21 protein-coding genes and 6 pseudogenes are annotated in these 21,342 nt (G+C 60.7%); 15 read left to right on the top strand and 12 right to left on the bottom strand.

Going from position 1 to position 21,342, the window contains the following annotated elements; translation table 11 throughout:
- Positions 1-84: 84 nt before the first annotated feature.
- The 7 genes and pseudogenes from B0G77_RS24775 to B0G77_RS24745 all read right to left on the bottom strand — a co-directional run.
- Positions 85-780: pseudogene (locus B0G77_RS24775) on the bottom strand (IS3 family transposase); the annotation flags it as partial.
- A gap of 84 nt (positions 781-864) precedes the next feature.
- Positions 865-2,115: a group II intron reverse transcriptase/maturase gene (ltrA, locus tag B0G77_RS24770; protein WP_133664693.1), complete on the bottom strand. Its 1,251-nt coding sequence runs from the start codon at positions 2,113-2,115 to the stop codon at positions 865-867.
- A gap of 520 nt (positions 2,116-2,635) precedes the next feature.
- A pseudogene (locus tag B0G77_RS24765) lies at positions 2,636-2,899 on the bottom strand (transposase); the annotation flags it as partial.
- 210 nt (positions 2,900-3,109) lie between these two features.
- Entirely contained in the window at positions 3,110-3,403 is a 294-nt protein-coding gene (locus B0G77_RS24760; RefSeq protein ID WP_133664691.1) for a hypothetical protein, read from the bottom strand.
- 20 nt (positions 3,404-3,423) lie between these two features.
- Positions 3,424-4,902 (bottom strand): hypothetical protein, encoded by a 1,479-nt coding sequence (locus B0G77_RS45320; RefSeq protein ID WP_279571363.1) that lies wholly within the window; start codon positions 4,900-4,902, stop codon positions 3,424-3,426.
- A gap of 199 nt (positions 4,903-5,101) precedes the next feature.
- Positions 5,102-6,442, bottom strand: a complete 1,341-nt coding sequence (locus tag B0G77_RS44510) for a filamentous hemagglutinin N-terminal domain-containing protein (RefSeq protein WP_133664689.1) — start codon at positions 6,440-6,442, stop codon at positions 5,102-5,104.
- Between the two features lie 271 nt (positions 6,443-6,713).
- Positions 6,714-7,133: pseudogene (locus B0G77_RS24745) on the bottom strand (hypothetical protein); the annotation flags it as partial.
- An 83-nt stretch (positions 7,134-7,216) separates the two neighbouring features.
- On the opposite strand from B0G77_RS24745, the gene B0G77_RS24740 reads away from it, so the two are divergent.
- From B0G77_RS24740 to B0G77_RS24690, 11 genes are all read left to right on the top strand, one after another.
- Positions 7,217-7,576: a LysR family transcriptional regulator gene (locus B0G77_RS24740; protein ID WP_133664688.1), complete on the top strand. Its 360-nt coding sequence runs from the start codon at positions 7,217-7,219 to the stop codon at positions 7,574-7,576.
- A 74-nt stretch (positions 7,577-7,650) separates the two neighbouring features.
- Entirely contained in the window at positions 7,651-8,178 is a 528-nt protein-coding gene (locus tag B0G77_RS24735; RefSeq protein WP_133664687.1) for a Na+/H+ antiporter subunit E, read from the top strand.
- A complete protein-coding gene (locus tag B0G77_RS24730; protein ID WP_133664686.1) occupies positions 8,171-8,431 on the top strand; it encodes a monovalent cation/H+ antiporter complex subunit F in 261 nt (86 codons plus the stop codon). The genes B0G77_RS24735 and B0G77_RS24730 overlap by 8 nt, the downstream gene beginning before the upstream one ends.
- A 3-nt stretch (positions 8,432-8,434) precedes the next feature.
- Positions 8,435-8,677 carry a hydrogenase subunit MbhD domain-containing protein gene (locus tag B0G77_RS24725; protein ID WP_133664685.1) on the top strand — a complete coding sequence of 81 codons (243 nt, stop codon included), beginning with the start codon at positions 8,435-8,437 and terminating at the stop codon, positions 8,675-8,677.
- 3 nt (positions 8,678-8,680) lie between these two features.
- Positions 8,681-9,025 (top strand): monovalent cation/H(+) antiporter subunit G, encoded by a 345-nt coding sequence (mnhG, locus tag B0G77_RS24720; protein ID WP_133664684.1) that lies wholly within the window; start codon positions 8,681-8,683, stop codon positions 9,023-9,025.
- Positions 9,022-9,723, top strand: a complete 702-nt coding sequence (mbhE, locus tag B0G77_RS24715) for a hydrogen gas-evolving membrane-bound hydrogenase subunit E (RefSeq protein WP_133664683.1) — start codon at positions 9,022-9,024, stop codon at positions 9,721-9,723. Before mnhG ends, mbhE begins: the two co-directional genes overlap by 4 nt.
- 16 nt (positions 9,724-9,739) lie before the next feature.
- Positions 9,740-10,114 carry a cation:proton antiporter subunit C gene (locus tag B0G77_RS24710; RefSeq protein WP_133664682.1) on the top strand — a complete coding sequence of 125 codons (375 nt, stop codon included), beginning with the start codon at positions 9,740-9,742 and terminating at the stop codon, positions 10,112-10,114.
- The gene (locus B0G77_RS24705; protein ID WP_133664681.1) at positions 10,108-13,206 is read left to right on the top strand and encodes a proton-conducting transporter membrane subunit; all 3,099 of its coding nucleotides are present in this window, start codon (positions 10,108-10,110) and stop codon (positions 13,204-13,206) included. Before B0G77_RS24710 ends, B0G77_RS24705 begins: the two co-directional genes overlap by 7 nt.
- A 174-nt stretch (positions 13,207-13,380) precedes the next feature.
- A complete protein-coding gene (locus B0G77_RS44505) occupies positions 13,381-13,698 on the top strand; it encodes a hypothetical protein (protein WP_133664680.1) in 318 nt (105 codons plus the stop codon).
- Between the two features lie 161 nt (positions 13,699-13,859).
- Positions 13,860-14,249, top strand: a complete 390-nt coding sequence (locus B0G77_RS24695; RefSeq protein WP_133661608.1) for a transposase — start codon at positions 13,860-13,862, stop codon at positions 14,247-14,249.
- Positions 14,246-15,145, top strand: a complete 900-nt coding sequence (locus tag B0G77_RS24690) for an integrase core domain-containing protein (protein ID WP_133661607.1) — start codon at positions 14,246-14,248, stop codon at positions 15,143-15,145. Before B0G77_RS24695 ends, B0G77_RS24690 begins: the two co-directional genes overlap by 4 nt.
- Here the strand turns inward: B0G77_RS24690 and B0G77_RS24685 are convergent.
- From B0G77_RS24685 to B0G77_RS24670, 4 genes are read right to left on the bottom strand one after another with little or no spacing between them, the layout of a single operon-like run.
- A complete protein-coding gene (locus tag B0G77_RS24685) occupies positions 15,098-15,763 on the bottom strand; it encodes a hypothetical protein (RefSeq protein ID WP_133664679.1) in 666 nt (221 codons plus the stop codon). The two genes, B0G77_RS24690 and B0G77_RS24685, sit on opposite strands and share 48 nt — an antisense overlap.
- Positions 15,760-16,374: a hypothetical protein gene (locus tag B0G77_RS24680; protein ID WP_133664678.1), complete on the bottom strand. Its 615-nt coding sequence runs from the start codon at positions 16,372-16,374 to the stop codon at positions 15,760-15,762. The genes B0G77_RS24685 and B0G77_RS24680 overlap by 4 nt, the downstream gene beginning before the upstream one ends.
- On the bottom strand, positions 16,371-16,904 hold the full coding sequence (locus B0G77_RS24675) for a PAAR domain-containing protein (RefSeq protein ID WP_133664677.1): 534 nt from the start codon (positions 16,902-16,904) through the stop codon (positions 16,371-16,373). Before B0G77_RS24675 ends, B0G77_RS24680 begins: the two co-directional genes overlap by 4 nt.
- Positions 16,897-17,127, bottom strand: a complete 231-nt coding sequence (locus B0G77_RS24670) for a hypothetical protein (protein WP_133664676.1) — start codon at positions 17,125-17,127, stop codon at positions 16,897-16,899. Before B0G77_RS24670 ends, B0G77_RS24675 begins: the two co-directional genes overlap by 8 nt.
- 369 nt (positions 17,128-17,496) lie before the next feature.
- On the opposite strand from B0G77_RS24670, the pseudogene B0G77_RS24665 reads away from it, so the two are divergent.
- Positions 17,497-17,634: pseudogene (locus B0G77_RS24665) on the top strand (carboxymuconolactone decarboxylase family protein); the annotation flags it as partial.
- Between the two features lie 53 nt (positions 17,635-17,687).
- Here the strand turns inward: B0G77_RS24665 and B0G77_RS24660 are convergent.
- The gene (locus tag B0G77_RS24660) at positions 17,688-18,575 is read right to left on the bottom strand and encodes an alpha/beta hydrolase family protein (protein WP_133664675.1); all 888 of its coding nucleotides are present in this window, start codon (positions 18,573-18,575) and stop codon (positions 17,688-17,690) included.
- 283 nt (positions 18,576-18,858) lie between these two features.
- On the opposite strand from B0G77_RS24660, the gene B0G77_RS45315 reads away from it, so the two are divergent.
- From B0G77_RS45315 to B0G77_RS24645, 3 genes and pseudogenes are all read left to right on the top strand, one after another.
- Positions 18,859-18,990 (top strand): hypothetical protein, encoded by a 132-nt coding sequence (locus tag B0G77_RS45315; protein WP_279571353.1) that lies wholly within the window; start codon positions 18,859-18,861, stop codon positions 18,988-18,990.
- Between the two features lie 104 nt (positions 18,991-19,094).
- Positions 19,095-20,344: pseudogene (locus B0G77_RS24650) on the top strand (MFS transporter).
- Between the two features lie 146 nt (positions 20,345-20,490).
- A pseudogene (locus B0G77_RS24645) lies at positions 20,491-21,000 on the top strand (SRPBCC family protein); the annotation flags it as partial.
- Between the last annotated feature and the right edge of the window lie 342 nt (positions 21,001-21,342).

Here is a 21,342-nt window from a genome sequence, read left to right as displayed (position 1 = left end):
TCGACAGGTCAACGCCAAGGCAGTTCGGCCAATCCCAGCACGGGTCAGATCGGTCCGACGTTCAGAAGCGATCTTAGACTGAGTATCCCAGCAGTCACCCCGTCGGCTCATCGACGAACGCATGCCATAGGCCTTCAGTGTGTCCTGAAACAGGTCGCTGCAATACTGGCTGCCCCGGTCGCTATGTACGATTACGCCAGCTTCCGGGCGGCGCCGGAACCACGCCATGCGCAGTGCGTCCGTGACCAGTTCAGCCTTCATGTGCGGCTGCATCGACCAGCCCACCACCTGCCGGCTGAACAGGTCGATGATGACCGCGAGATACACCCAGCCCTCGGCCGTCGCCAGATAGGTGATATCGGTCGTCCAGACCTGGTTCGGTGCGGTGGCGGTGAAGTTGCGCTTCAGCAGGTTCTTTGCGACCGGCAGGTCGTGGTTCGAGTTCGTCGTCGCGATGTACTTGCGCTTGTGGCGGGCCCGAATGCCATGCTGCGCCATCAGCTTGCGAACCCGCTCCTTGCCTACGCGCACGCCGCGTGCGAGCAGTTCCTTCCACATACGCGGCCAGCCGTATTCGCCTTTGACCTGCGCGTGAATTGCCTTGATGTGCGCCAGCAAGGCATCGTTGCTCACGCGGCCTCTGTGCGGCTTGTCACCGGTGGTGCGCTGCCGGCGCTGATGATATCCGCTGGGGCTGACCTCCAGCGTTTCACACAGGACTGAGACGGGCCAGTGGTGTCGATTCCGGTCGATAAACGCGCACTTCACATCGACTCCTTCGCAAAGTGTCGAGTAGCCCGGCGGAACTTCCCCGCCAGGCCCTCACAGATCCGTACGTGAACCTCTCGGTTCATACGGCTCTTGTCATCCAGCCGATGGCAATACCCCCACGATCCAGTGGTACAGCAGATCCGGCGCACGCTCGGCCATCCGCCTGAGCCAGGTCCGGGCCTTGGCACGACTCCGTTGAAACCGGCGGTATTTGCGGGCCGCCCATTTCACCAGAATGTCGTTGAGGTGGGCGATCACGCGCTTAAACTCGCTCATGTAGAACGCCGCGTAATAGTTCCACCATCCTCGCAAGGCTGGATTGGCTCGCGCGGCGATGTCCTCGATCCCAGCCTCCGTCCAGCGACCGATATTCCACCCCCGCATTTTCTCGCGGATGCGTTTCGTCGCCTTGCCGCTCAGGGCAGCACTGAAGCTGTTGAAGTAAACGCCGCGCTTGCTTTTGGCCAGCCGGCCACGGAAGGTGTATCCCAGAAAGTCGAAGCTCGTGTTGGGATAGTCGTTCTTGCGATTCCCATCCCGGCAGTACACGATCCTCGTCTTCTCAGGATGCAGTTCCAGGCCACAGGCCTTGAGACGCGCACCGATTGCCTCCTGCAACCGTCTGGCTTCGGCTTCACTTTTACAATGGACCAATCCATCGTCGGCGTACCGCACGAAGGACGTGTCCGGAAAGTGCCTCGCCATCCAGGTATCAAAGGCGTAATGCATGTAGAGATTAAACAGCACCGGGCTGACGACACCACCCTGCGGCGTGCCCTCCGTCCGCGACACCATTTCCTGCCCCCTCATCATTGGCGCCTTCAACCAGCGTTCGACGTACAGCTCCACCCATGTGCAACGGGCATGCTGCCGCACCGCTTTCATCATGAGTTCGTGATCAACGTGGTCAAACGCACCTTTGATGTCAAATTCCAGTACCCAGTCGTATTTCCAGCAACGACCCCGGACAGCAGCAATCGCATCCAGCGCCGACCTGGAAGGCCGGTAAGCATAGGAATCTGGATGGAAACAGGGCTCTACCTGCGCTTCAAGATAATTGCGTACAACTGCCTGGGCAACGCGGTCCGCTACTGTCGGAATTCCCAACAATCGCTTTTTGTTTCTGTCGTTGCCCTTCGGAATTTCCACGCCACGCACCGGCGGTGGGAAGTAGCTCCCTGAAGACATCCGGTTCCACAGCTTGTACAGATTGGGTCCAAGCCGCTCTTCAAATGCCTCAATGGTTTGCCCGTCCACCCCATGCGCGCCATGGTTCGCTTTCACCTGAAGCCATGCTGCCCACACAGACTGCTTCGTTATTGCAAACGGCCTGGCTCGACTCATCGGTTCATCCCATTCTCTGGTTGGCCCACAGGTCTTGCCGGATGACGCATTCCCTTCGCTCCGCCCCCATTACGAGGCCTCACCGCTACTACGAAATGCTCCGTCCCTGTACCCCGCATCGGTACTCTCGCCTTCTTCGAGTCCTTCAAATCAAGCTTCTCCCTTCGCATCGAGATGACAGGTTCCTATGTTCCGTTCAATCGCCTGGAGTAACGTCACGCCGCCTATATGCCGGTCGCCATCAGGCCAGTAGTCAGGTTTCCGCCTGATTTATCCCAGAGCACAGCGTGGACCCTGGTTTTGACGACACGTGGAAAAAGCTATCGACACCTCATCGACGGTTCGCTTGCGCTCGTCTCGTTATTCCTTACCTGACGCATTCATTGCGCCTTTTCTTCAACGCTCACCACCACGTCTCTTAAACGCAGCAGCTTGAAGTGGTTTGATGCCTTCTCCTGAAAAGACGGCATCGAGGGGCCCGCCCTCATCGATCAAACAGCTTTCATAGCACACACGCCGCTGCTTTTTTTATGATCTCGTTCTCCCGCTTCAGTCGAGCGACCTCGGATCGCAGTCGGGACAACTCCATCGCTTCCGGCGTCACGACCTTGCCACCGGCCCCGGTCAGCTTGCCCGTCGCAGCGGCCTTGATCCAGTTGCGTAAGGTCTGGCCGCTCAGGCACAGTTCCTTCGCCGCCGCCGCGATCGTCTGTCCATCGCTCACGCGCTTGACGGCAAGCTCCTTGAACTCGGCCGTGTACGCTTGTTTGGGTATCTTCTTCATTTCTAGTCTTTCCAAAGTAACGTCAATTTTACGTCACCCGTGGAAGGCTAAATTTCGAGGGAAGCTCACCTGCTGCGCGTAACCCGCGAGCGAGACCAGGGCTGTAAACGGAAGTAGCGCCAGCCTTTGGTGAATTTTCATTGCTGATCTGAACGACAACATCTTCCCCGTGAGTGCGGGTACTGCACTCAATGCATTAAATTTTCAGAATTACTTTTCGTCGGATTCTTTTGGTGTGATTGCCGAGCAGAAGGCAATGATGACGACCGCCAGCAAACCTACGCCCGCAGGGACAAAAAAGCCTACAGGTGTAAAAGTCAACTTAACAACTCTTGCGATTGCCGCACGGATGCCTACGTCAAATAGATCATGCGCGAACAGGAACACGTGGACGCCAATAGTGACTACGAGAAATATGGTCCAGTATTTATACTTTCCTGCCCAACGAACGAAGGCAGGGCCGAACAGACCACCGACCATGCCACTCCAGAATCCATCAAACATGAATCTCTCCGGTCATTCCATTAGTTGCGCTGCTGCACGGCGCCTTGGGCTGCCTTGCCGGCAGCCTGACCTAGCGCAAATTTGTTTGTCTGGATCACAAAACCAGGAATCGTGCTGACGTTCTTGATTGAATTTGCAATACCGGCCCATTGGAACATGGAAGTCGCAAACATGCCGTTGAGCGCCCCCACCACTGCGGCTGTTCCCAGCCCGGCCACCGAAAATCGCTGATCAAAGCTGGTGCTAAAATCTTGTCCGTTTCGGAAATCGATCCCGGCATTGATCGTGGCGATACTCGCGTAAATGCCACCGGAAATTCCTGCGCCGGTCATCGCGGCGGTGTACAACGAATATCCTGCCTGCGCTGCCTTGTAGGCCGCGAGCGCTTCCGGACCAGCGACTGCGGCCCCGGCGATCGCTGCTGCGCCTCCGCCCACAGCGACCGTGTCCAGCGCATAGCGGTTCACTTCCTGCGACAGCTCTGCCTGCGCCTGCATGACCTGCTTGAGCTGTGCGTCGGTGCACGCGACACCCGCGCCGCAATATTTACTGACCAGATCAACCCGGATCGCATCGAGCGGATCGCTGCGCTTGCCCAATGCGTTGCTGTCGTCGCAATGCGCGCCATTGCATGATGTGCTCCGGTTGTAGAGATCGACATTCGCGCCGGTGAACGCGCCCGCATTGCCGCCCACCAGCGTACCGGCCCCGGTGGCCAGGGCATTCGCCAGAATGTTGCCCAGCATGCGGTTGGCATTGGCGTCCCCAGTCGGGTTCGCGTCATAGATGGCGTTGCTGAGCTGGTTCAGATTCCCGGCCAGCGCGGCCGACAGGCCGGCACCCGCTGCACCGGCGAACGCGTTGCCACCACCCAGGCCAGCAATGAGGCCGCCGCCCGCCGTATGCAACGCAACGCGATACGTGCCGCCTTCAGCCCAGTCGGCCGCTTCCTGCTGGTACTGCGCCGCCAGTTCCGGGTTGCCGTCCTTCATGGCCTGATCGGCTGCAGCGTTGGCTGCGTCGCGCTTCGAGTCCGCATATTGACCGATCCGCGTCGCCACCGCTTCGCCCGCAGCGCTCGCCGCGCTCATCATGTCGGCCTGTTTGTCGAGCAGGTTGCTCACGTTCGGCAGTTTTGCCACCGTGCCGTTCGTGTCCGACGTGTCGCGGTTCTGCGCCGACACGTCAAGCCGGTCATTGGCCTGTACTGTTCCGCCCGCATTGTTGAACCCGCCGGCATCGTTTACCGACACGTCCCTTGCGCCGATATAGCCGCCCGCGCTGTTGTCGAGCGACGCCACGATAAAGGCCGCCTGCGACTGCGCGGCAAACGTACCGCCCTGGTTGAAGACGGCGCCCGCGTTCACCGCCAATGCGCCATTGGTGGCGATGTCGCCGCCATTGTTCGAGAGCGTTGCGGTATTCACCGAGAGCGTACTGGTGCCGGTGTTCGCAATCGTGCCGCCGTCATTGACAAGCGTACCCGGCGAAAGCGTCAGATCGGCGCTGTTGGTCAGCAGCTTGCCATTCGTGTTGTCGAGGGTGCCGGATACGGCAATGGTCGTCGGCCCGGTGCCGGTCTGCGTGAGCGTCCCGCCGTGGTTGGTGAGGTTCGTTGCGCTCAGCGATAGCTGCGATGCGTCGAGCGTGGCTGTGCTGGTGTCGAGAGACTGCGCGGCTGAAACGTTGAGGGCGCCGTTAGCAGCGGTCTGGCTGCCAGCAAGCGTGACGGTGTTGCCCTGCAGGGTCGCATTGCCGCCCGCGATGTTTTGACCCGTCGCGCTCAGTTGACCCGTCGCGGTGAAGTTCAGGTCGCCGCTCTGGGCCACGCTCCAGTCGGCGTTGATGCCTGCGCCGAGGGTTCCGGTTGACGCGACGCTGCCCGCGGTTGACGGTCAGGCCCTGCTGTGCAGCCAGCGTGCCGCTGTTGGTCAGATCGCCCGATGTGTTCACCGATACGTTCTGCTGGCCGTAGGTCGTGCCGCTGTTATCGATGTCGCCCGCCACCGACACCGACAGGTTGCCGCTTGCATTGGTGCGGCCGGTGAGGACAAGCCTGCCCTGCGTGGTGAGCGTCAGGTCGCCCGCCTGCGCGGCGACCACGCCCGCATTCGAGACACCGACGCCGTTTTCCGAGCCGACCAGAATGATGCGATTCGCATACATGCCGCCAAGCTGGCTCACGTCGATCGACACACCTGGCGCGGGTCCCGTCCCGGCAATCGGCGTCGCGGCGAGCGTGTCGTGATTGACCTGGTTCGGGCCGGTGATGACGTTCAGGTTGTTCGCATAGATCGCCGCGTTTGCCTGCACCGCACGCGCGAGCAGGTCCACCTGATCGACGTTCGAAGCATTCAGGCCCGCGCCCTGGACGGTAATATTGCCGCCCGTGACATTGAACCCGGTCAGGCTGCCGTCTGCGCCGTAGTTCGGCGTGCTGGTCGTCAGGATCGCGCGCGCGGTGTTCAGGAATGAACCGCCGTTCACCGAGATGCCCGAACCGTTGGCTATGACGACTTCGGCCCGGCTTCCCGCGACTTCGAGCGCGCCGTTGATCTGGCTCGCGGCGCTGCTGTTGACCTGGTTGACGATGATCTTCGCGGACTGACCGGCGGCATAATTCGGGTTGCCGTTGATGTAGCCCGCCTGCTGCGTGTTAACGAGCACAGGCGAGTTATTCAGGATCGCGCCTGGCTTCTGCACGTCGAACTGCGAGTACGTATTAACGGACACGCCAGCCCCCGACGGACGTGCCACGTTCACCTGCGGCAAACCGTTTGGCGTCTGGATCACCTGCGCGCCGGAGCCGGGCGCGGTAACAATTTGCGCATAGCTGGCAGGAAGCACGCCGAGCAGCAACAGGACAGCGAACGCCATCTGACGCAACGCAAAGAACGGCGTCTGCGAAGCATACGGGCACGCCCGCACAACGCTGGTTTCGCCCCGACTGGACTTGCCGGTTCCTGTGGCGGTTTCCTCAACCGCGACGAGCATGCCTCGCAACTTGCTGAATACAAGCCGATAGCGCGTGTTATTCATTGTTGATGCTTTTGTTGATTCGATGTCAAGCGCGCGAAGCTACATTACCGGCGAAAGCGGATCGTCAACAATTGCCAGGTTGTTAACTCTGCGCAACGAATCTATTCAAATCGGTTTTGTCTGATTCACATTGAGCCGCAGGCGTGCGTCCGTCCGACTCAAACCGGTTGGCGCTAAGGAGAACAAAACTATCGGTTCGCAAGCGCGTCGGCGCGTTTATCGTGACTAATGCGGGTTCTCCATAAATGGCGCGCAGATGCCCGGATCGGGATCACTGACACCGTGACCATGCCCCGGATCGGCCACGCCGTACTGCATCGAAACAGTCGCGCACATAGTCCGTCGGCGCTTCGAAGACGGCGTACACGCCCCAGCGCAGATCCCGGAAGACCGGACGCCCGTCCCGTTCGAGCGACGACACGACTTCGACGCTGCCGCGATGAGGCAGGATGCCACGCACCGACACGGGCCGCAGAAGGTTCGGCAGATCGTCGACGCCACAGGCGGGGAAGGCGAGGCCGTCCGACGGCGGACGAAGATCGCACGCATTGGCGACGGCGGCCATTTCGAGTGCGGCTTTTGTGCCATCGAGGAACGAATTGGACATCTGCGCGTTGAAGTCTCCGGAGCCGACCTGTTCTTCGGTGAAGCCGTAGTAGCCCCAGACAGTGTCCGGCGTTGACTGGTGGTATCGAGCAGGGTTGAAAGCAAGATAGCAGCAAGTTTTTTGCAATAGAATGGGCGATTCAACAACTGCTCTGTGCAAAAATCCCCATGCGCGGATTCGATTGGGACGACATTCAGGCTTTTCTGGCCATTTCGCGCGCGGGCCGGCTCACGGTTGCCGCGCAGCAGATGGGCGTGGATCATTCGACGCTGAGCCGCCGGATCGCGGCACTGGAAGCCCACTTCGGCGTGAAGCTCTTCGACCGTCGCTCGGTTGGCTTCCTCCTGACGCCGGAAGGCGAGCGCGTTCTGAGTGATGCCGAGGCGATGGAAAGTCTGGCGATGCGCATGCGGCATCGGCTGGAAGACGTGTCGGTCGGGTTGACCGGCAGTGTGCGGGTGGGAACGCCTGAGGGTTTCGGCACCTACTTCCTTGCGCCGAGCGATTGTCGGTCGGCCTCTGCGTGATCGCGCCCCGAGTTGATTTGCCCCAGGTTGTCACCTAGACTTTTTGCGAGTGCCCTCTTTAGGAAACCGAAGACGTGGCTTCGAACAGCGAAAAACCGGTCACGTCGTTCGCTCCACGGGGGATGCTCAGCCTGTGGGTCGTCCTGTTCACGGTCTGGATGATCGCCAACGCGTCGCTGGCGGTGGAACCGGCACTCACCGGCGCTGCAATCACGCTGGTGCTGGCCTACGTGTTCGCCTCTTCCAGCGACGCCTGGGGCCGGATTCGCTGGACGCCGCGCAGTCTCTATCATTTCGTTGCCTATGGCGCGACCTTCGTCGTCGAGCTGGCGCGCGCCAATCTCAACATGATGCGATACGTCTATGCGCCACGTATCGACATCGCGCCGGGCATCGTCAAGGTCCGCACCCGGCTGACATCGCCCATGGGCCGGCTGGCGCTGGCCAATTCAATCGCACTCACGCCGGGCTCGCTTGTGATGGATCTTCAGGGCGACATACTGTTCATCCACTGGCTGGACGTCAAGACGACCGACATCGATGCCGCAACACTGACGCTCGTCACGCCTTTCGAACAGCATCTGGAGAAGGTCTTTGGCTGAAATCATGCTCGAGATCGCAGCCGTACTGATCTTTTTCGCCATCCTGTTCGGTGTCATTCGCCTCGTGCTCGGCAAGACCCTTATCGACCGGGTCGTCGCCATCGACATGCTCACTGTCATTTCGATTTCGCTGATCGGGATTTATGCTCAGTTTTCTGGTCGTTTCGTCTATATCGACGTGGCTCTCGTCTATGGACTGCTAAGTTTTCTGGCCGTTCTGGCGATTGCCCGCTTTCTGGAAAAGGGGCTTTAGACCGTGCTGGAACTGCTCGTCCTGCTCATGTGCGCCAGCATACTCGTCAGCGGAATACTGGCCGTTTGCCTGAAAAATCTCATGGCCGCGATGGTAAGTTCAGGGCTGGCCAGTCTGTTCGCCGCGGTGGCCTTTCTGCTGCTCGCCGCCCCCGACGTGGCGATGGCCGAAGCGTCGATTGGCTCGGGCCTTGCGACCTTCATTTTTCTCTATGCGATCCGCAAAACCGGCTATGAGAAGGGCTGACGCATGACCGAACTGATCGGCAGCGGATTCATCCTGATGGGGGCCGTATTCCTGTTTTCCGCGGGGCTTGGCCTGTTGCGCATGCCCGATGCCTATACGCGCATCCAGGCGGGCACCAAGGCTTCGACACTCGGCAACATGCTGGTGCTGATCGGCCTCGCGTTCTATCACCCGGACTGGACGTTCCGGCTGATCCTTGTCATCGCTTTTGTGCTGGTGACCAACCCGGTGTCCTCGCATGCGCTGGCGCGCGCGGCCTGGCTCAACCGCACACCGATGGCGCCGTCCACCGTGACAGACGCGCTTGCCGAAGAGCACGAACGCCGTGCCGGGGAGAGCGAATCATGATCCGACGCGTGCTGGTGCTGGTAACTGTCTTGCTGTTCGCGCTGATCTTCTGCCGCCTGATCGGTAGCTATACCGAGTTGCAGGAACTCAGGCCGCTTGCCCTGCACTATGTGATGCAAGGACCGGCCGAACTCGGCGCGCCGAACATCGTCACGGGCATTCTGATCACATACCGCGGCTTCGATACGCTCGGCGAGGTGGCCGTGCTGTTCATGGTAGCGGCGAGCGTCGGTGTGCTTCTGAAGAACGAGAGTACCGCTGGCGCCGCCGCTGTCGATGACGACTGCGACCCGCGCCGCGAAGCCGGCGAGGTTGTCAGGACCGGAAAGCAGGTTCTGCTGCCGATGATCCTGACCTTCGGCGCCTATGTGATCGTGAACGGCCATCTGTCGGCCGGCGGGGGTTTTCAGGGCGGCGCCATCGTTGCGTCCGGCGGCATGATGATGATGCTGGCCCGGCCAGGCGCCGCGCTCAACGTCGCGCTGCTTGGCGTCATCGAATCGCTGGCCGGCGTGTTTTACGTGTGTATCGGCATTTTGGGGTTGGTGCTGGCGGGCGGCTTCCTCGATGCCCGCTTTTTGCCGCGCGGCGAATTCGGCGCGTTTTTCAGCGCTGGCGCGATCCCACTGATTTCCGCGTTGCTGGGCATCAAGGTCGGCGCGGAACTGAGCGTCATCATCGACCGGTTCAGAAGCTGAGCGAGGAGGGCGGGGCATGACGACAGGCCTACCGGTTTCGACCATTCTGCTGATCACGGGCTTCACCCTCTCGTTGATCGGCCTGTGGGGAATGCTGACCCATCGCAACATCCTGCGCATCATCATCGGCTTCGCACTGATCGACACGGGGCTGCATCTCGTCATGGTTGCGACGGGCTATATCAGGGGCGGCACGGCGCCGATCATCGACGCCGCCATGAGCAAGGCAGACGCCGCGCATCGCGCGATCGATCCGATTCCGTCCGCGCTCGTGGTGACCGCGATCGTGATCGGTCTGTCGGTCACGGCGGTCATGCTGTCTTTCGCGATTCGCCTCTATGCGGCTAAAAAGACGCTCTCCATCGACGCGTTCACGGAGTCGAAATGGTAGCCGGGCTGTTCCATCCGCTCTACATCTTCATTCTTGGACTGGGCGGCGGCTTCGTCATTCCATTGCTTTACCGGCTCGGCAAGCCGTGGCTCACCGGTGGCTTCTTCGTCGCGCTCGGCGGCATCGTGCTGGTCAGCGGCGTCTCGTTCCTCGGCCTGTTGCAAGGCGGCGAGACCATCGAAGTGCTGACCGCGGGCGCGTTGCCGCCGGTCTCCATCGATCTGCGCTTCGGCCTGTGGGAGGGGCTCTTCACCTTCAGCGTCAATGTGGTGTCGCTGCTCGGCACGCTGCATCTGTGGGACCGCCTGCGCGGCAATTACGCGGCGTTGCTGCTCTATCTGATCCTGGTCATGGGCATCGACGGCATGGTGATGACCCGCGACCTGTTCAACCTCTTCGTGTTTCTCGAAATCGTATCGATTGCCACCTATGGGCTTTTCAGCCTGGAGCGCGCGCCGGCCGCGCTGGCCGGCGCGTTCAAATACATCATCGCGACGGTAATCGCTTCGACCTTCTTGCTGCTTGGTGCGGTGCTCCTCTACTACGTCACCGGCACGCTGAACATCGATGACCTGATTGCCTTCCGTGGCCAGATCACTGATCCGATCGGCGAGACGGCGCTCCTTCTCGTGCTTGGCTGCCTCGTGATCGAACTCAAGCCGTTTCCGGCGAACGGATGGGGGCTCGACGTCTACGAAACCGCGCCGAGCGGCATTGCCTCGATGGTGTCGGTCGGCGTTTCCGCAGGCGTATTTTTCGCGCTCTTCAAGCTCCTGCCGCTTTTCGACGATGAGCTTGGCATCATCGCCGTGTCCGGCGGGATCACCTTCCTGTTTTCCAATCTGCTTGCCCTCAAGCAGACCGAACCGCAGCGGGTGCTCGGCTATTCGTCGATCGGCCAGATGGGACTTCTCATGCTGGCGCTCGCCCTGTTGCGGCAGGTCGGTGCGGATGCGTCGATCCCCCTCGTGGTCGGTGGCCTGTTCGTCAACCATCTTCTCGCGAAGGCAGGCCTCTTCTGGCTTGTCGGCGTGCTCAAACGGCACGGCGCCGATGCGCGCGCCATCCTGTCGCGCAGCCCGCTCCTGATCGGCCTGCTTGGGTTATTCATGGTGGCCATAGCCGGCCTGCCGCCCTTTCCCGGCTTCTGGGCGAAATGGGAACTGGTGATCCAGCTGACCCGTGCCGGCAAGCCGTACTGGATCGGGCTGATCCTGACCGGTTCGCTTCTCGAAGCCGCCTACATGTTCCACTGGTTCGTGCGCGCGCTGCGTCCCTCCGGGGACGCGGTCAAGGCGGGACCCGGTCTGGTTGCGCTGTTGCCGCTGTTCGGCGCGGCCATCCTTCTGATCGCCGCAGGCTATGTCGCCGCGTCAGTCTCGGGCACGGAATCGATATGGATCTTCTCGCCGCTCATCGCGGGCGCCTTGTTCTACGCGGGGGATCGCCTGCCCGGCCGGGTGAAGGGCGTCGCCATGCTGATCGTCGTCGCGCTGGCTGGCTCGTGGCTCGCCGAAGGCACGAGCGGAATCGCCAGGCTCGTCGCGTGGCTGCTGCTGACCGGCAGCTTCGTCATCGCGTCGGCGAGCCTCTACCGCAGCGACGTGCGCCCCGGCTTCTATCCCATGTTGGTGGTCCTGCTGCTTTCGATCCCGGCACTGCTGCGCTCCACGACCACGCTTGAATTCTTCTATAGCTGGGAGATCGTGACGCTGTCGTCCTGCTTCCTGATCGCGAAATGCCGTAGTGCTGGCGCGCACGTGCTGACTTTCCTGCTGTTTTCGCTACTGTCGGCTTTTTTTCTGCTGGCCGGCTTCGCTGCCGCTGCCGCAATCGACGGCAGCATCGAGCTGGCCGGGCTTGTCAGGTCGGGCCCGGACGCGAGCCGGGCGTTCGTTTTGCTGGCGGTCGGCTTTCTGATCAAGGCGGGCGCGATCGGCGTGCATGTCTGGCTGCCCGCCGCCTATACGGAAGCGGAGGACGACGTGACCGCCATGCTATCGGCCGTTGTCAGCAAGGTAGCGATTTTCGGCCTGCTGATCGGCACCTATCTGACGATACGCACGGAGGTCGGCCTCGAGCTTGCGCATGTCATGGCGTGGATCGGTGCGCTGACGACCCTGGCGGGTGCGTTCATGGCGCTGCGGCAGAATGACTTCAAGCGCATGCTCGCGTATTCGAGCATGAGCCAGCTCGGCTATATCGTCACCGCGATCGCGCTGATGAATCACCTTGGCTGGGTCACGGCGCTCTATCTGGTCGCCAACCACATGATGGTGAAAGGCATCCTGTTCCTCGCGCTGGCGGGCGTCACGCTGCGCACGGGCACGCACGGCGCTGCCGGGGTGGGTGGGCTTGCCCGCGCGATGCCATTCACTTTTGCGATGGTGCTCGTCGCCATTATCTCGATGTCCGGCTTGCCGCCGCTCATGGGCTTTGGCGGGAAATGGCTGCTGCTCGTCGCCTTGACGGGCAAGGGCTGGTACGGGCTGACCGTGTGCGGACTGGTTGCCACGTTCGCCGGTTTTCTCTACATGTTCCGCTTCATCAGCGGTCTGTTCTTCGGACCGCGCGCGGCGGGACAGACGGAGATCCGCGAAGCGCCTGTACTGTTGCTCGCGCCGCAATTGATTCTGGTCGCCGGAATTTTCCTCCTGTCGTTCTTCCCGAAGGTGCTGATCGAACCGGTGTCGGCGGCGATCGACCCGCAATTTGCGTCGACGCTGATCTGGCAAGGCATGTCGCTGGAGAGCATCTATGGTTTCTGGAACCCGACGCCCGTCGTGATCGTGGTCCTGGCGGTGACCGCCGTGCTGTTTGCATTTTTCCTGCTGCTCTATCGCAGCCGGCGTCGCGATGCGGGAAGTATCTCCGGCTTCTTCAGGTTCTACCGGCCGGTGCTAGCCCGCACGGTCCCGCCAGTCGCGACAATGTTCTGGCGCGGTGTTTCAAGCGGTGCGCTTGCTGCCGCGGGGACCGCTCGCAAGGTCTACACCGGCAACGGCCAGGCCTACGCGCTCTATGTGCTCGGCTATTTCCTTGTGATTTATGTCGCAAGCACGGGGTTCGGCGGGCTTTGGCCCGCAGGATGACGGCCTGCCGAAGGCGCGGCGGCCCACCAACGCCGTCTGGACTAGCCAGTTTCAGGGTGCCTCATCCAGGTGTCGCCGGACAACCAGCGGGGAAGCCCGGCATAGATGCGCTTCATGCGTCGACTCGATGATCGCGTCGAACGGTTTCGGCAACTGGCAGCGGGAGAACTCAACATGAGCGAACGTGACCGCGACGCGGGCAAGGCATGGCGCCCGGAAGTGATGGGCGCGCGATTCGTCGAGCGCGCGATGGGCGATCTGGAGCATACGGTCGCGAACAAGGTTGAAGCGGCCTATCACCGTACCGACCTGCTGGAACAGCGACGGCCACTTATGGAAGCATGGGCGGCGCATGTCTGCTCGCCGGTGTTGGGGCGACGCGGCGGCGCGAGTTCGACGACCGTCCCTTCCCGATTCGTTATGCGCCGCCCAGTCAATACGTTTATTGGTTCGCGTCTTGCCGTGAAAACTCGAACGAGTTTTCCGGACTAGTGAAGCGAAGTCGAACCACGTTGTTGGTCGGCTTAAAGCGCCCGTTCTCAAACGTGAGATATGAGACAAGCAACCCGACGCGCGCTTCTTCTGCTGCCGCGCCTCCTGTTTTTCTGGACACAGATTTGGGGTAAAACGTGGGTCCCAAACTGGAGTTGTTGATGTTGAAGAAAACAGATGTAAACGGGGTTGCGCCAGAGGCGCTGGAAGGAGCGCGTAGCGCGACTGGAAGCGCCTCTGGCGCCGCCGAAGTCAAGCGTTGGTCGACCGGTCGCAAACGCGGCGTGGTGCTTCGGTTGCTGCGTGGCGAACCCGTCGACGCCGTGTCCCGTGAAGTCGGTGTGACGATCGCCGTGCTCAAGCAATGGCGTGAGCTGGCACTGGCCGGCATGGAGGCCGGCCTGAAGGCACGCACCAGCGATCCCCTGGAAGCCCGGCTCAATGACGCCGTGCGGCGCGTCGGCGAGTTGTCTATGGAAAACGAGATCCTGCGCAAGGAACGTGAACTGCAGGCCCGTCGCCCTTTGACCGCTCGGAGATCGTCGACATGAGCCGCGCGATCTCCGTTAGTGCGAACAAGCCCTTTGGATTGCAACGGGTTTGCCAGGTGCTCGGATTCCCCCGCTCGACGATCTATGCTGTCCGCGCGAGGACAGCGGACAACGTGGTGCCGATCATCCCGGGCCGCCGCGGCCCGAAACCGAAGATGCCCGATGCTGACCTGCTGAAGGCCATCCGCGACGATCTGGTGGCTTCCCCCTTCATCGGCGAGGGGCATCGCAAGGTCTGGGCGCGCTTGCGTATCCTGCACGACATCCGGGTCTCCCGGACCCGCGTGCTGCGACTGATGCGCGAGCACAGCCTGCTGTCGCCGCACCGGCAAGCGCGAGGCGAACCCAACCTTCACGATGGCCGGATCACAACCGATTGCCCGAATGAGATGTGGGGCACCGACGGCGTGCGCATCGCGACCGTGGACGACGGCATGGTGTGGATCTTCTCGGCCGTTGATCATTGCGACGGCATGTGTACCGGCATTCATGCCGCGAAGATTGGCGACCGCTTTGCTGCCCTCGAGCCGATCTCCCAGGGGCTGCTGGACGAATTCGGTTCCGTGCTCGCCGATGCGGGCCGCGGGCTGTCGCTGCGTATGGATCACGGTTCGCAGTACACGTCGGACGACTTCCGTAACCAGATCCGGTTCTGGGGCATCGCGCCGAGCTATGCCTTCGTCGCCGAACCCCAGACCAACGGCGTCGCCGAGCGATTCAACCGGACAATGAAGGAACAGGCTATTCATGGACGCATCTTCAAAAACCTGGAGGAAGTTCGTGCCGCCGCCATCGCGTTCAAGGATCGATACAATCGCGACTGGCGTCTTGAAAAGTTGGGCTTCAAATCACCCCTCGAAGCCCGTCAGGAACGGCTGATGAAGCTGGCCGCCTGAGCTGCAAAAGCGTGTCCAGACAACCGGAGCCGGTACACGCGCTTCTTCTGCATTGTCGAATAGGTAGCTGTTCTTTGGAAACACGAGCTTTGCGTCCTTTGTCAACAGTACAGCACGGCACGAAGCAAACAGACTTGGTAAATGCAGAAAGGTCGGCTTGCCCTTTCGTGCAAAGGGGTTCACCAGCAGGTAGACTTGCTTGTGTCGATCAGCTTCCCCTGACCCGACAGTATCGCCTTGCAGGCACATGATGCTGATGGGGGAGCCCGTTGGTGTCGCAAGAAATACATCTACGCTTTGCGGATTCAGGTTTGATCGATGCTCTCCGGGGAATGTCGTTGCGTCCGCAAAACGATAATTGCTTCCGTTAATCGTTATGCTCCGGTCGGCGATCCTGATACTTACCTTTTCCCCGTTCAGCGCACCTTGCATTTCCGTATAAACGCCTCGTTCGCCTGAGTCGGAATAGACAACGCTAGAGTCACGTTTAACTGGGTCGCTAAAGACGGCGCCGGGTTGTGCCGCGTAGAAAGAATCGTAGTTGCTATAGATTCGAGCCGCCTGAGAACAGACGGCAAAAGCAGCCAGGATGGCCGCTGACACTATCTTGAATCTCATCGGTAGACCTTGCCCCCAGTGGCTTGTAAATAGTCGGGATCATGAAGCCAGAATACTGTGCTACCGTGCGCAGCCGTCGACACCCACACCGAAACGTAACGACCGCGCTCGCCGCCATCGACAATTGTCCCGGTCTTTTTGTTTTTGACTTTCCAGCGCACGACAATTTCGCGTCGTTTATCTGGCACGCCAAAAATGTTGTGGGACGGGTCACCCCATCTGAAGCCGTCTCGAACTTTCGGATGGTTAGCGTAGTTCGTCCTGAAGTCCAGGCCGTCCCACCAGAACCCCCCGTTCGACGGATCGGGCCCACTGTTTGCCAAAGTTTTCTGAGCCCACTCAACGGCCAATTTCATTCCCGGGTCCCGCTCTATCTCACCATCCGATGTTCGCATCAGTTTGTTGAATCGGGCGTTGGAACCGTCCCATGCATACGAATAGTTCGGGTCAGCCGCGCGCAACTCCGATACTGTCTTGTTTCCCCATGCCCGGCATCTGTTAGCTACTGCGAACGCAATCCCACCGATTTCTTGAGGATCATTCGCCGGGGATGCTTCCCCGTAAGCAACTGCCGCCAGTAGGCGCACCTCCTGATTGGTCGCGTCACTCATCGTACGTCTCCTGGCCGCCACGCGATGAACGTCAGATCTGGATGCTCGTTCTTCGAAAACGCCATCGTTTTCCCGGCTACAAGCGCCTTATCACCGACAAGCGCAACACCCTTGCTAAACAGCTTGTAAGTCATTCCTTCGATTGGTGCGCCCGTCAACGCATCCGTAATTTCAAAATAGTGTTCTAGTTTGTCCGCTGCGATGGCGGATTGCGCCGCGCTAGCCGTGCTGCTCGCGCTCGCCGAACCGTGGTCCGAATTGAGAAAACATCCCGGATTGCTACCGACGATTACCCGATTCTTTCCGCACGGGCAAAGTACGGAATCGCCATCAACCACCACCACCCGTCCCATGTCCGACATTCCCTTGCCGGTTCCGAATATCCTGTATGTACCCTTGCAGTTGCCACAGGTGGCGTAATCGTCAATCAGGGCAACCTTCTTCCCCTTATCGTTAATGCGGGTCGAAGTGCCAATGACAAAACCGCCCGTTGTTGTAGGGTCGCCGTCGCGCACCGCCGCCTTACGCATGGATGCTCCCTCCGTCCGTGACGGCACTCCGGGGTAGCGTATAGGCCGGAAGGCCGGGAACCGGTTCACGGTCGTCGTACGTGACGATATCGCCGACACGGGCCAGCGCCATCTCTTGATATTCAGCCATGGTCGTTATCCAGGTGACGCGTCGGCCGCGCTCAGTGCGCGAACCGATGGTGACAAAAAGGTACGTCGTTTCGTTGTTCTGCTGTTCCGGCATGTTTAAGTATCCTACGTGAATGATCGCCGTACCCGAAATGGTGGCCTCGCCAGAGTAGCCGACATTTCTCAGATGTATTGTCAAGAATTGTCGGGCGATAACAGACGTCAAAAGCTATCGGGCGAATGCCCGGCCATGCCGCAAACAAAAAAGCCGACCCTTGCGGGGTCGGCTTCCCAATGCTTTTTTGGGCGGAAGATTGCCACTTCACCGCATGGACGCCGTTTCACAAAATGGTTAATCGACGCTGGCGGATGCGAACTTACGGAACCGGCGCGAAACGCGTGCCGCCTTGCGTATCAGGGATTTGCGGGCGGCGCTGGTGCAAACTTATTCCGGCGATAAGTTTGCGCCGCTGTCATTCCGTATGGCGCAACCATCGTGGAGATTCGCGAGGTCTTGCTGCATGGCGCGGTGTATGCCGGCGCGCCTGCCGCCATCGAAGCGTTCCGGAATGCCCGGGAAGTATTCAACGAACTCGGGCTTCGGCTTCCTGACGAAGCGTAGCGATAGCGGGTTGCGTTGGTTTTCCCGTGCGCCGTCGATCGGCGAGCGACGCATCAACCGGCCGTCGTCAGGGCGGTCATGCGCCTCGTCATGTCTGGATGGTTGTTGAATGCGAAGCCCTTGTGCTGGAACGAAGTCGCGAAGAAGAGCACCTGATACTGGATCGCATTGGCCCAGTACTGCCACGTGTGGCCGCCGGGACGTTCCGCGTAATCATGCGGTACGCCCAGTTCGACGAGTCGTTCGTGCAGCGTGCGATTCGATTGGACGAGCGAGTCGTTGACGCCGCAATCGATCGTCAGGTCAATATGGGCGTTTTCAAAGCTTTGGGCGTTTTCGACGATGACCTTGCTGTTCCAGAACGCAGCGTGCCGGGCTGGGGTGCCGAACACGCGGTTGATACCGGGTTCGTCTTCGCACGCACGCGGATCGACCGCGCCGCTGATGCTCCCCACGGCGCCGAATGTATCCGGCCGGTCGAGAGCAATGCTTAACGCGCCGAAGCCGCCCATGCTCAAGCCCGTAATCGCGCGTGCCTGCTTTGCGGCAATCGTGCGGAAGTGCGCGTCGATATACCCAACGACTTCCACACCCACGAACGTTTCGTAACGGCTGCGCGGATTGACGGGGCTGTCGATGTACCAGCTTTCATGACCGCCGTCCGGCATCACGAGGATCACGTGATAGCGGTCTGCCAGCTTGCCAATCGGCGTATTCGCGGTCCAGTCGGTGTGGTCGCCGCCCGAGCCGTGCAGCACATAGACAACCGGGAACCGGTCGGCCTCGTCGCCTCGCGCGTACTCATCGGGCAACACCACGGTCGCGTCGAAAGACTTATGCATCGCAGCGCTGGGAATCGCGACGACCCTGGACTGAAACGCCCAGACAGGGTTCGTGAAAAGCAGCACCACAATGAGCCAGAATGCACGCGCTGTGTTCATGGGTTGACGCTCTTGTCCTTTCTGCCTGTCCGCAGGGAGTCCGTCCGGCATCCGGCGGCAAAGGCTTTCGAGGACTGTAGCAACGGCGACTTACAGCCAAATTTCAGCGAAACATACGGTGTTGTCAGGTTCGGTATCCGGATTCACTCAGATCATGTCTTTCAGCTGCCTCACGATCGCCGCAGTCACGGCCATCCTGGCGTGCCACTGCGGCAAAGGTTCGGCGAAAGCGTAGCGTGCTCAAGTCGACCTCGACGGCGGCGGATCTGGATGCGAATCGCTGTTGCGCACCGATATCGGTAGCCCGGTAATCCTTGTGCAGCGCGTGGCCTTCGATTTCGCGGGAACGCCCATCGAATGGCGCACCACGCAAGGTTCCGCCACCGCGTTCCAGTATCAGGTCGATATTCGCTGACCGCGCCCCATCGGTGCCGTCGCCGACTGCCCGATCGGCATCCGGCGCGCGACCTGCGCCGCGGTTGCGCTGTGAACCGCCTTGCGCGCGTGGCATGGCGGCTGATGCCCCTGCTGATCGTCATGTTCCTCATCTCTTTCATCGACCGCCAGAATGTCGGCTTCGCGAAACTGGAGATGGTGCATGCGCTCGGTATGACCGAGGCGGCGTATGGCCTTGGAGCATCGCTTTTCTTCATTGGCTACCTGCTGTTCGAAGTGCCCAGCACGCTGGCGCTCCATCGTTTCGGCGCCCGCACGTGGCTCGCCCGCATCATGATACGTGGGGCATCGTTACGGTGCTGATGGCGTTCACGAGGTCGCTACCGGTTTTCTATTCTTTCCGCTTTGCACTTGGCGTGGCCGAAGCGGACTTTTATCCCGGCGTTATCTACTACCTGACGCAGTGGTTTCCGCAAAGCTATCGGACGCGCGTGCTCGGCTTCTTTACGCTGGGCAGTTCGCTCGCGAACATGCTTGGCTCGCTGGTAGGGGGGCTCCTGCTTTCGCTGGGCGGGACACTGGGGCTGGCGGGTTGGCAATGGGTCTTCATTGCTACCGGCATTGCGGCAATTCTGATCGCGTTCGTCGCACTTAAGTATCTGCCCGGCTCGGTCAGGGAGGCGGCGTTCCTCTCGCAGAACGAAAAACATCTCGTGCTGACAGCGCTCAAGCGCGAGGCTTCCGTTCAGGCGAAAGCGTCCCGGCCGTGGGCTGCACTGGTTGATCCGAAAGTTCTTCTATTCGCAGCGACCTACATGCTGATGTCGACGTCGCTATACGGTGTCACCTACTGGATGCCTACGCTGGTCAAGAGTTACGGCGTTTCGTCGAGCGTCAACGGCTTGCTCAACATGATTCCGTGGGCACTTGCGACGCTGCTTCTGCTCTGGCTTCCCGGGAAGCTCAAGCGCGAGCGGGTGGTGTTGAGGGCGATGACTGTGGTCGCAGGGATTGGCGTCGTTTGCTTCGCATCGAGCCTCGTGCTGCCGACGATTTCCCTGCGCTTCATCGCGCTATGCCTGGGCGGGGCCTGTATCCCGCTACTGTATCCGTGCTTCTGGTCGCTTCCGCCGCGTTTCTTCTCCGGCGCCCGAGCCGCGGCGAGTGTCGCCGCCATCAACTCTATCGGCAACCTCGGCGGGTTCTTTGGGCAGAACCTGACGCCCTATGTCGGCAAAGTGAGCAACAGCCATGTCGCGCCGATGCTCGTTCCGACCGCATGCCTGTTAGTTCTCGCAATCGGGACCGCGGTTGCGTGGTCGGTCGGGGCCCGTCGCCGGGCGACGCTCGCGTCTGCGACGGTGTCGCTTTGAGATCGAAGGGACTCCTCGCCACGGCTACTCGGCAGCAGTAGCATCTGCAGTAGGAACGAGGTATTGCCAGGGTAGGTTCGCTGAACCATTCGAGTGCATCCCCGCCTCGTGCGATCACCATGAATAGGCTGACACTGTCTGTCGCGATGGCGCTGGCTGCGCTGGGCGTCGTAGGTCTGTTCTTTGTCCCGTTGCCGCGGCAGCTTGTCCTCGACACGCGGATCGTCACGGTCACGTCGATCGAACGGCCCGACACGCTCGTCTTCGACTACGTGACGACCCCGACTCACTGGCCTGTGTGGCACCCGTCATCGCTCGCCGTCAGCGGAGCAACGGATCACTCGCTCGACGTGCGGGAGCAGGTCACTGAAGAGTTTCGCGTAGCTGGCCGACGAGGGCGCGTCGTGTGGACCGTCGCTGAGCGAGACCGTCCTCGCAAGTGGGTGATAGAAGGGGCGATTGACGGCAGACCCGCCGGCACTGTCACCTACACCTTGACACCGACAGCGCACGGTACTCGGTTCATGCGCGAATTCACGTATCGCGCGCCGTCGTTGTGGTTTGCGGCACTGAACGAACTGTTCCTCCGCGCACGGATTCAATCGGAGTCGGATGAGGCGGTCTCGCGTCTCAAGACGATTCTTGAAGCGGCCCCGCAGGCTTCCACTGCGCTGGCACATGACGGCCAGGTCATTACGTCAATGCCGTTGATCAGAAACCTTCGCAAGTCACGCCGCAGCCCAGAACTGGCCAACGACGTGCGCAAGCTCGCGCCGAAACTACAAACCGGATATCACCGCGTGGTCCGGTAGTTCTTCCGGTTGTCTGGGTAGCCGCCTGCCAACCTCAACAATCCATGGCTCCCTGAGGCTGAAACCGCCGCCGGCAGCATGTTGGCCGGTCATCGCCGATAAATCCAGTTCGAACCGCAACGCCGATCTACAGGGTCGGGGGCGACGCGTCACCCCGTCCGAAGCTCGAACGGCGGCAAACAAAGC

The organism is Paraburkholderia sp. BL10I2N1 (assembly GCF_004361815.1).
Lineage (GTDB): Bacteria > Pseudomonadota > Gammaproteobacteria > Burkholderiales > Burkholderiaceae > Paraburkholderia.
This window is presented reverse-complemented; position numbering and strand designations above follow the sequence as displayed.

Coding starts and splice junctions, on each gene's coding strand:
- ltrA (WP_133664693.1), bottom strand. CDS start 2,115: ATGAGTCGAGCCAGGCCGTTTGCAATAACGAAGCAGTCTGTGTGGGCA.
- B0G77_RS24760 (WP_133664691.1), bottom strand. CDS start 3,403: ATGTTTGATGGATTCTGGAGTGGCATGGTCGGTGGTCTGTTCGGCCCT.
- B0G77_RS44510 (WP_133664689.1), bottom strand. CDS start 6,442: ATGAATAACACGCGCTATCGGCTTGTATTCAGCAAGTTGCGAGGCATG.
- B0G77_RS24740 (WP_133664688.1), top strand. CDS start 7,217: ATGCGCGGATTCGATTGGGACGACATTCAGGCTTTTCTGGCCATTTCG.
- mnhG (WP_133664684.1), top strand. CDS start 8,681: ATGACCGAACTGATCGGCAGCGGATTCATCCTGATGGGGGCCGTATTC.
- mbhE (WP_133664683.1), top strand. CDS start 9,022: ATGATCCGACGCGTGCTGGTGCTGGTAACTGTCTTGCTGTTCGCGCTG.
- B0G77_RS24710 (WP_133664682.1), top strand. CDS start 9,740: ATGACGACAGGCCTACCGGTTTCGACCATTCTGCTGATCACGGGCTTC.
- B0G77_RS24705 (WP_133664681.1), top strand. CDS start 10,108: ATGGTAGCCGGGCTGTTCCATCCGCTCTACATCTTCATTCTTGGACTG.
- B0G77_RS44505 (WP_133664680.1), top strand. CDS start 13,381: ATGAGCGAACGTGACCGCGACGCGGGCAAGGCATGGCGCCCGGAAGTG.
- B0G77_RS24695 (WP_133661608.1), top strand. CDS start 13,860: ATGTTGAAGAAAACAGATGTAAACGGGGTTGCGCCAGAGGCGCTGGAA.
- B0G77_RS24690 (WP_133661607.1), top strand. CDS start 14,246: ATGAGCCGCGCGATCTCCGTTAGTGCGAACAAGCCCTTTGGATTGCAA.
- B0G77_RS24685 (WP_133664679.1), bottom strand. CDS start 15,763: ATGAGATTCAAGATAGTGTCAGCGGCCATCCTGGCTGCTTTTGCCGTC.
- B0G77_RS24680 (WP_133664678.1), bottom strand. CDS start 16,374: ATGAGTGACGCGACCAATCAGGAGGTGCGCCTACTGGCGGCAGTTGCT.
- B0G77_RS24675 (WP_133664677.1), bottom strand. CDS start 16,904: ATGCGTAAGGCGGCGGTGCGCGACGGCGACCCTACAACAACGGGCGGT.
- B0G77_RS24670 (WP_133664676.1), bottom strand. CDS start 17,127: ATGCCGGAACAGCAGAACAACGAAACGACGTACCTTTTTGTCACCATC.
- B0G77_RS24660 (WP_133664675.1), bottom strand. CDS start 18,575: ATGAACACAGCGCGTGCATTCTGGCTCATTGTGGTGCTGCTTTTCACG.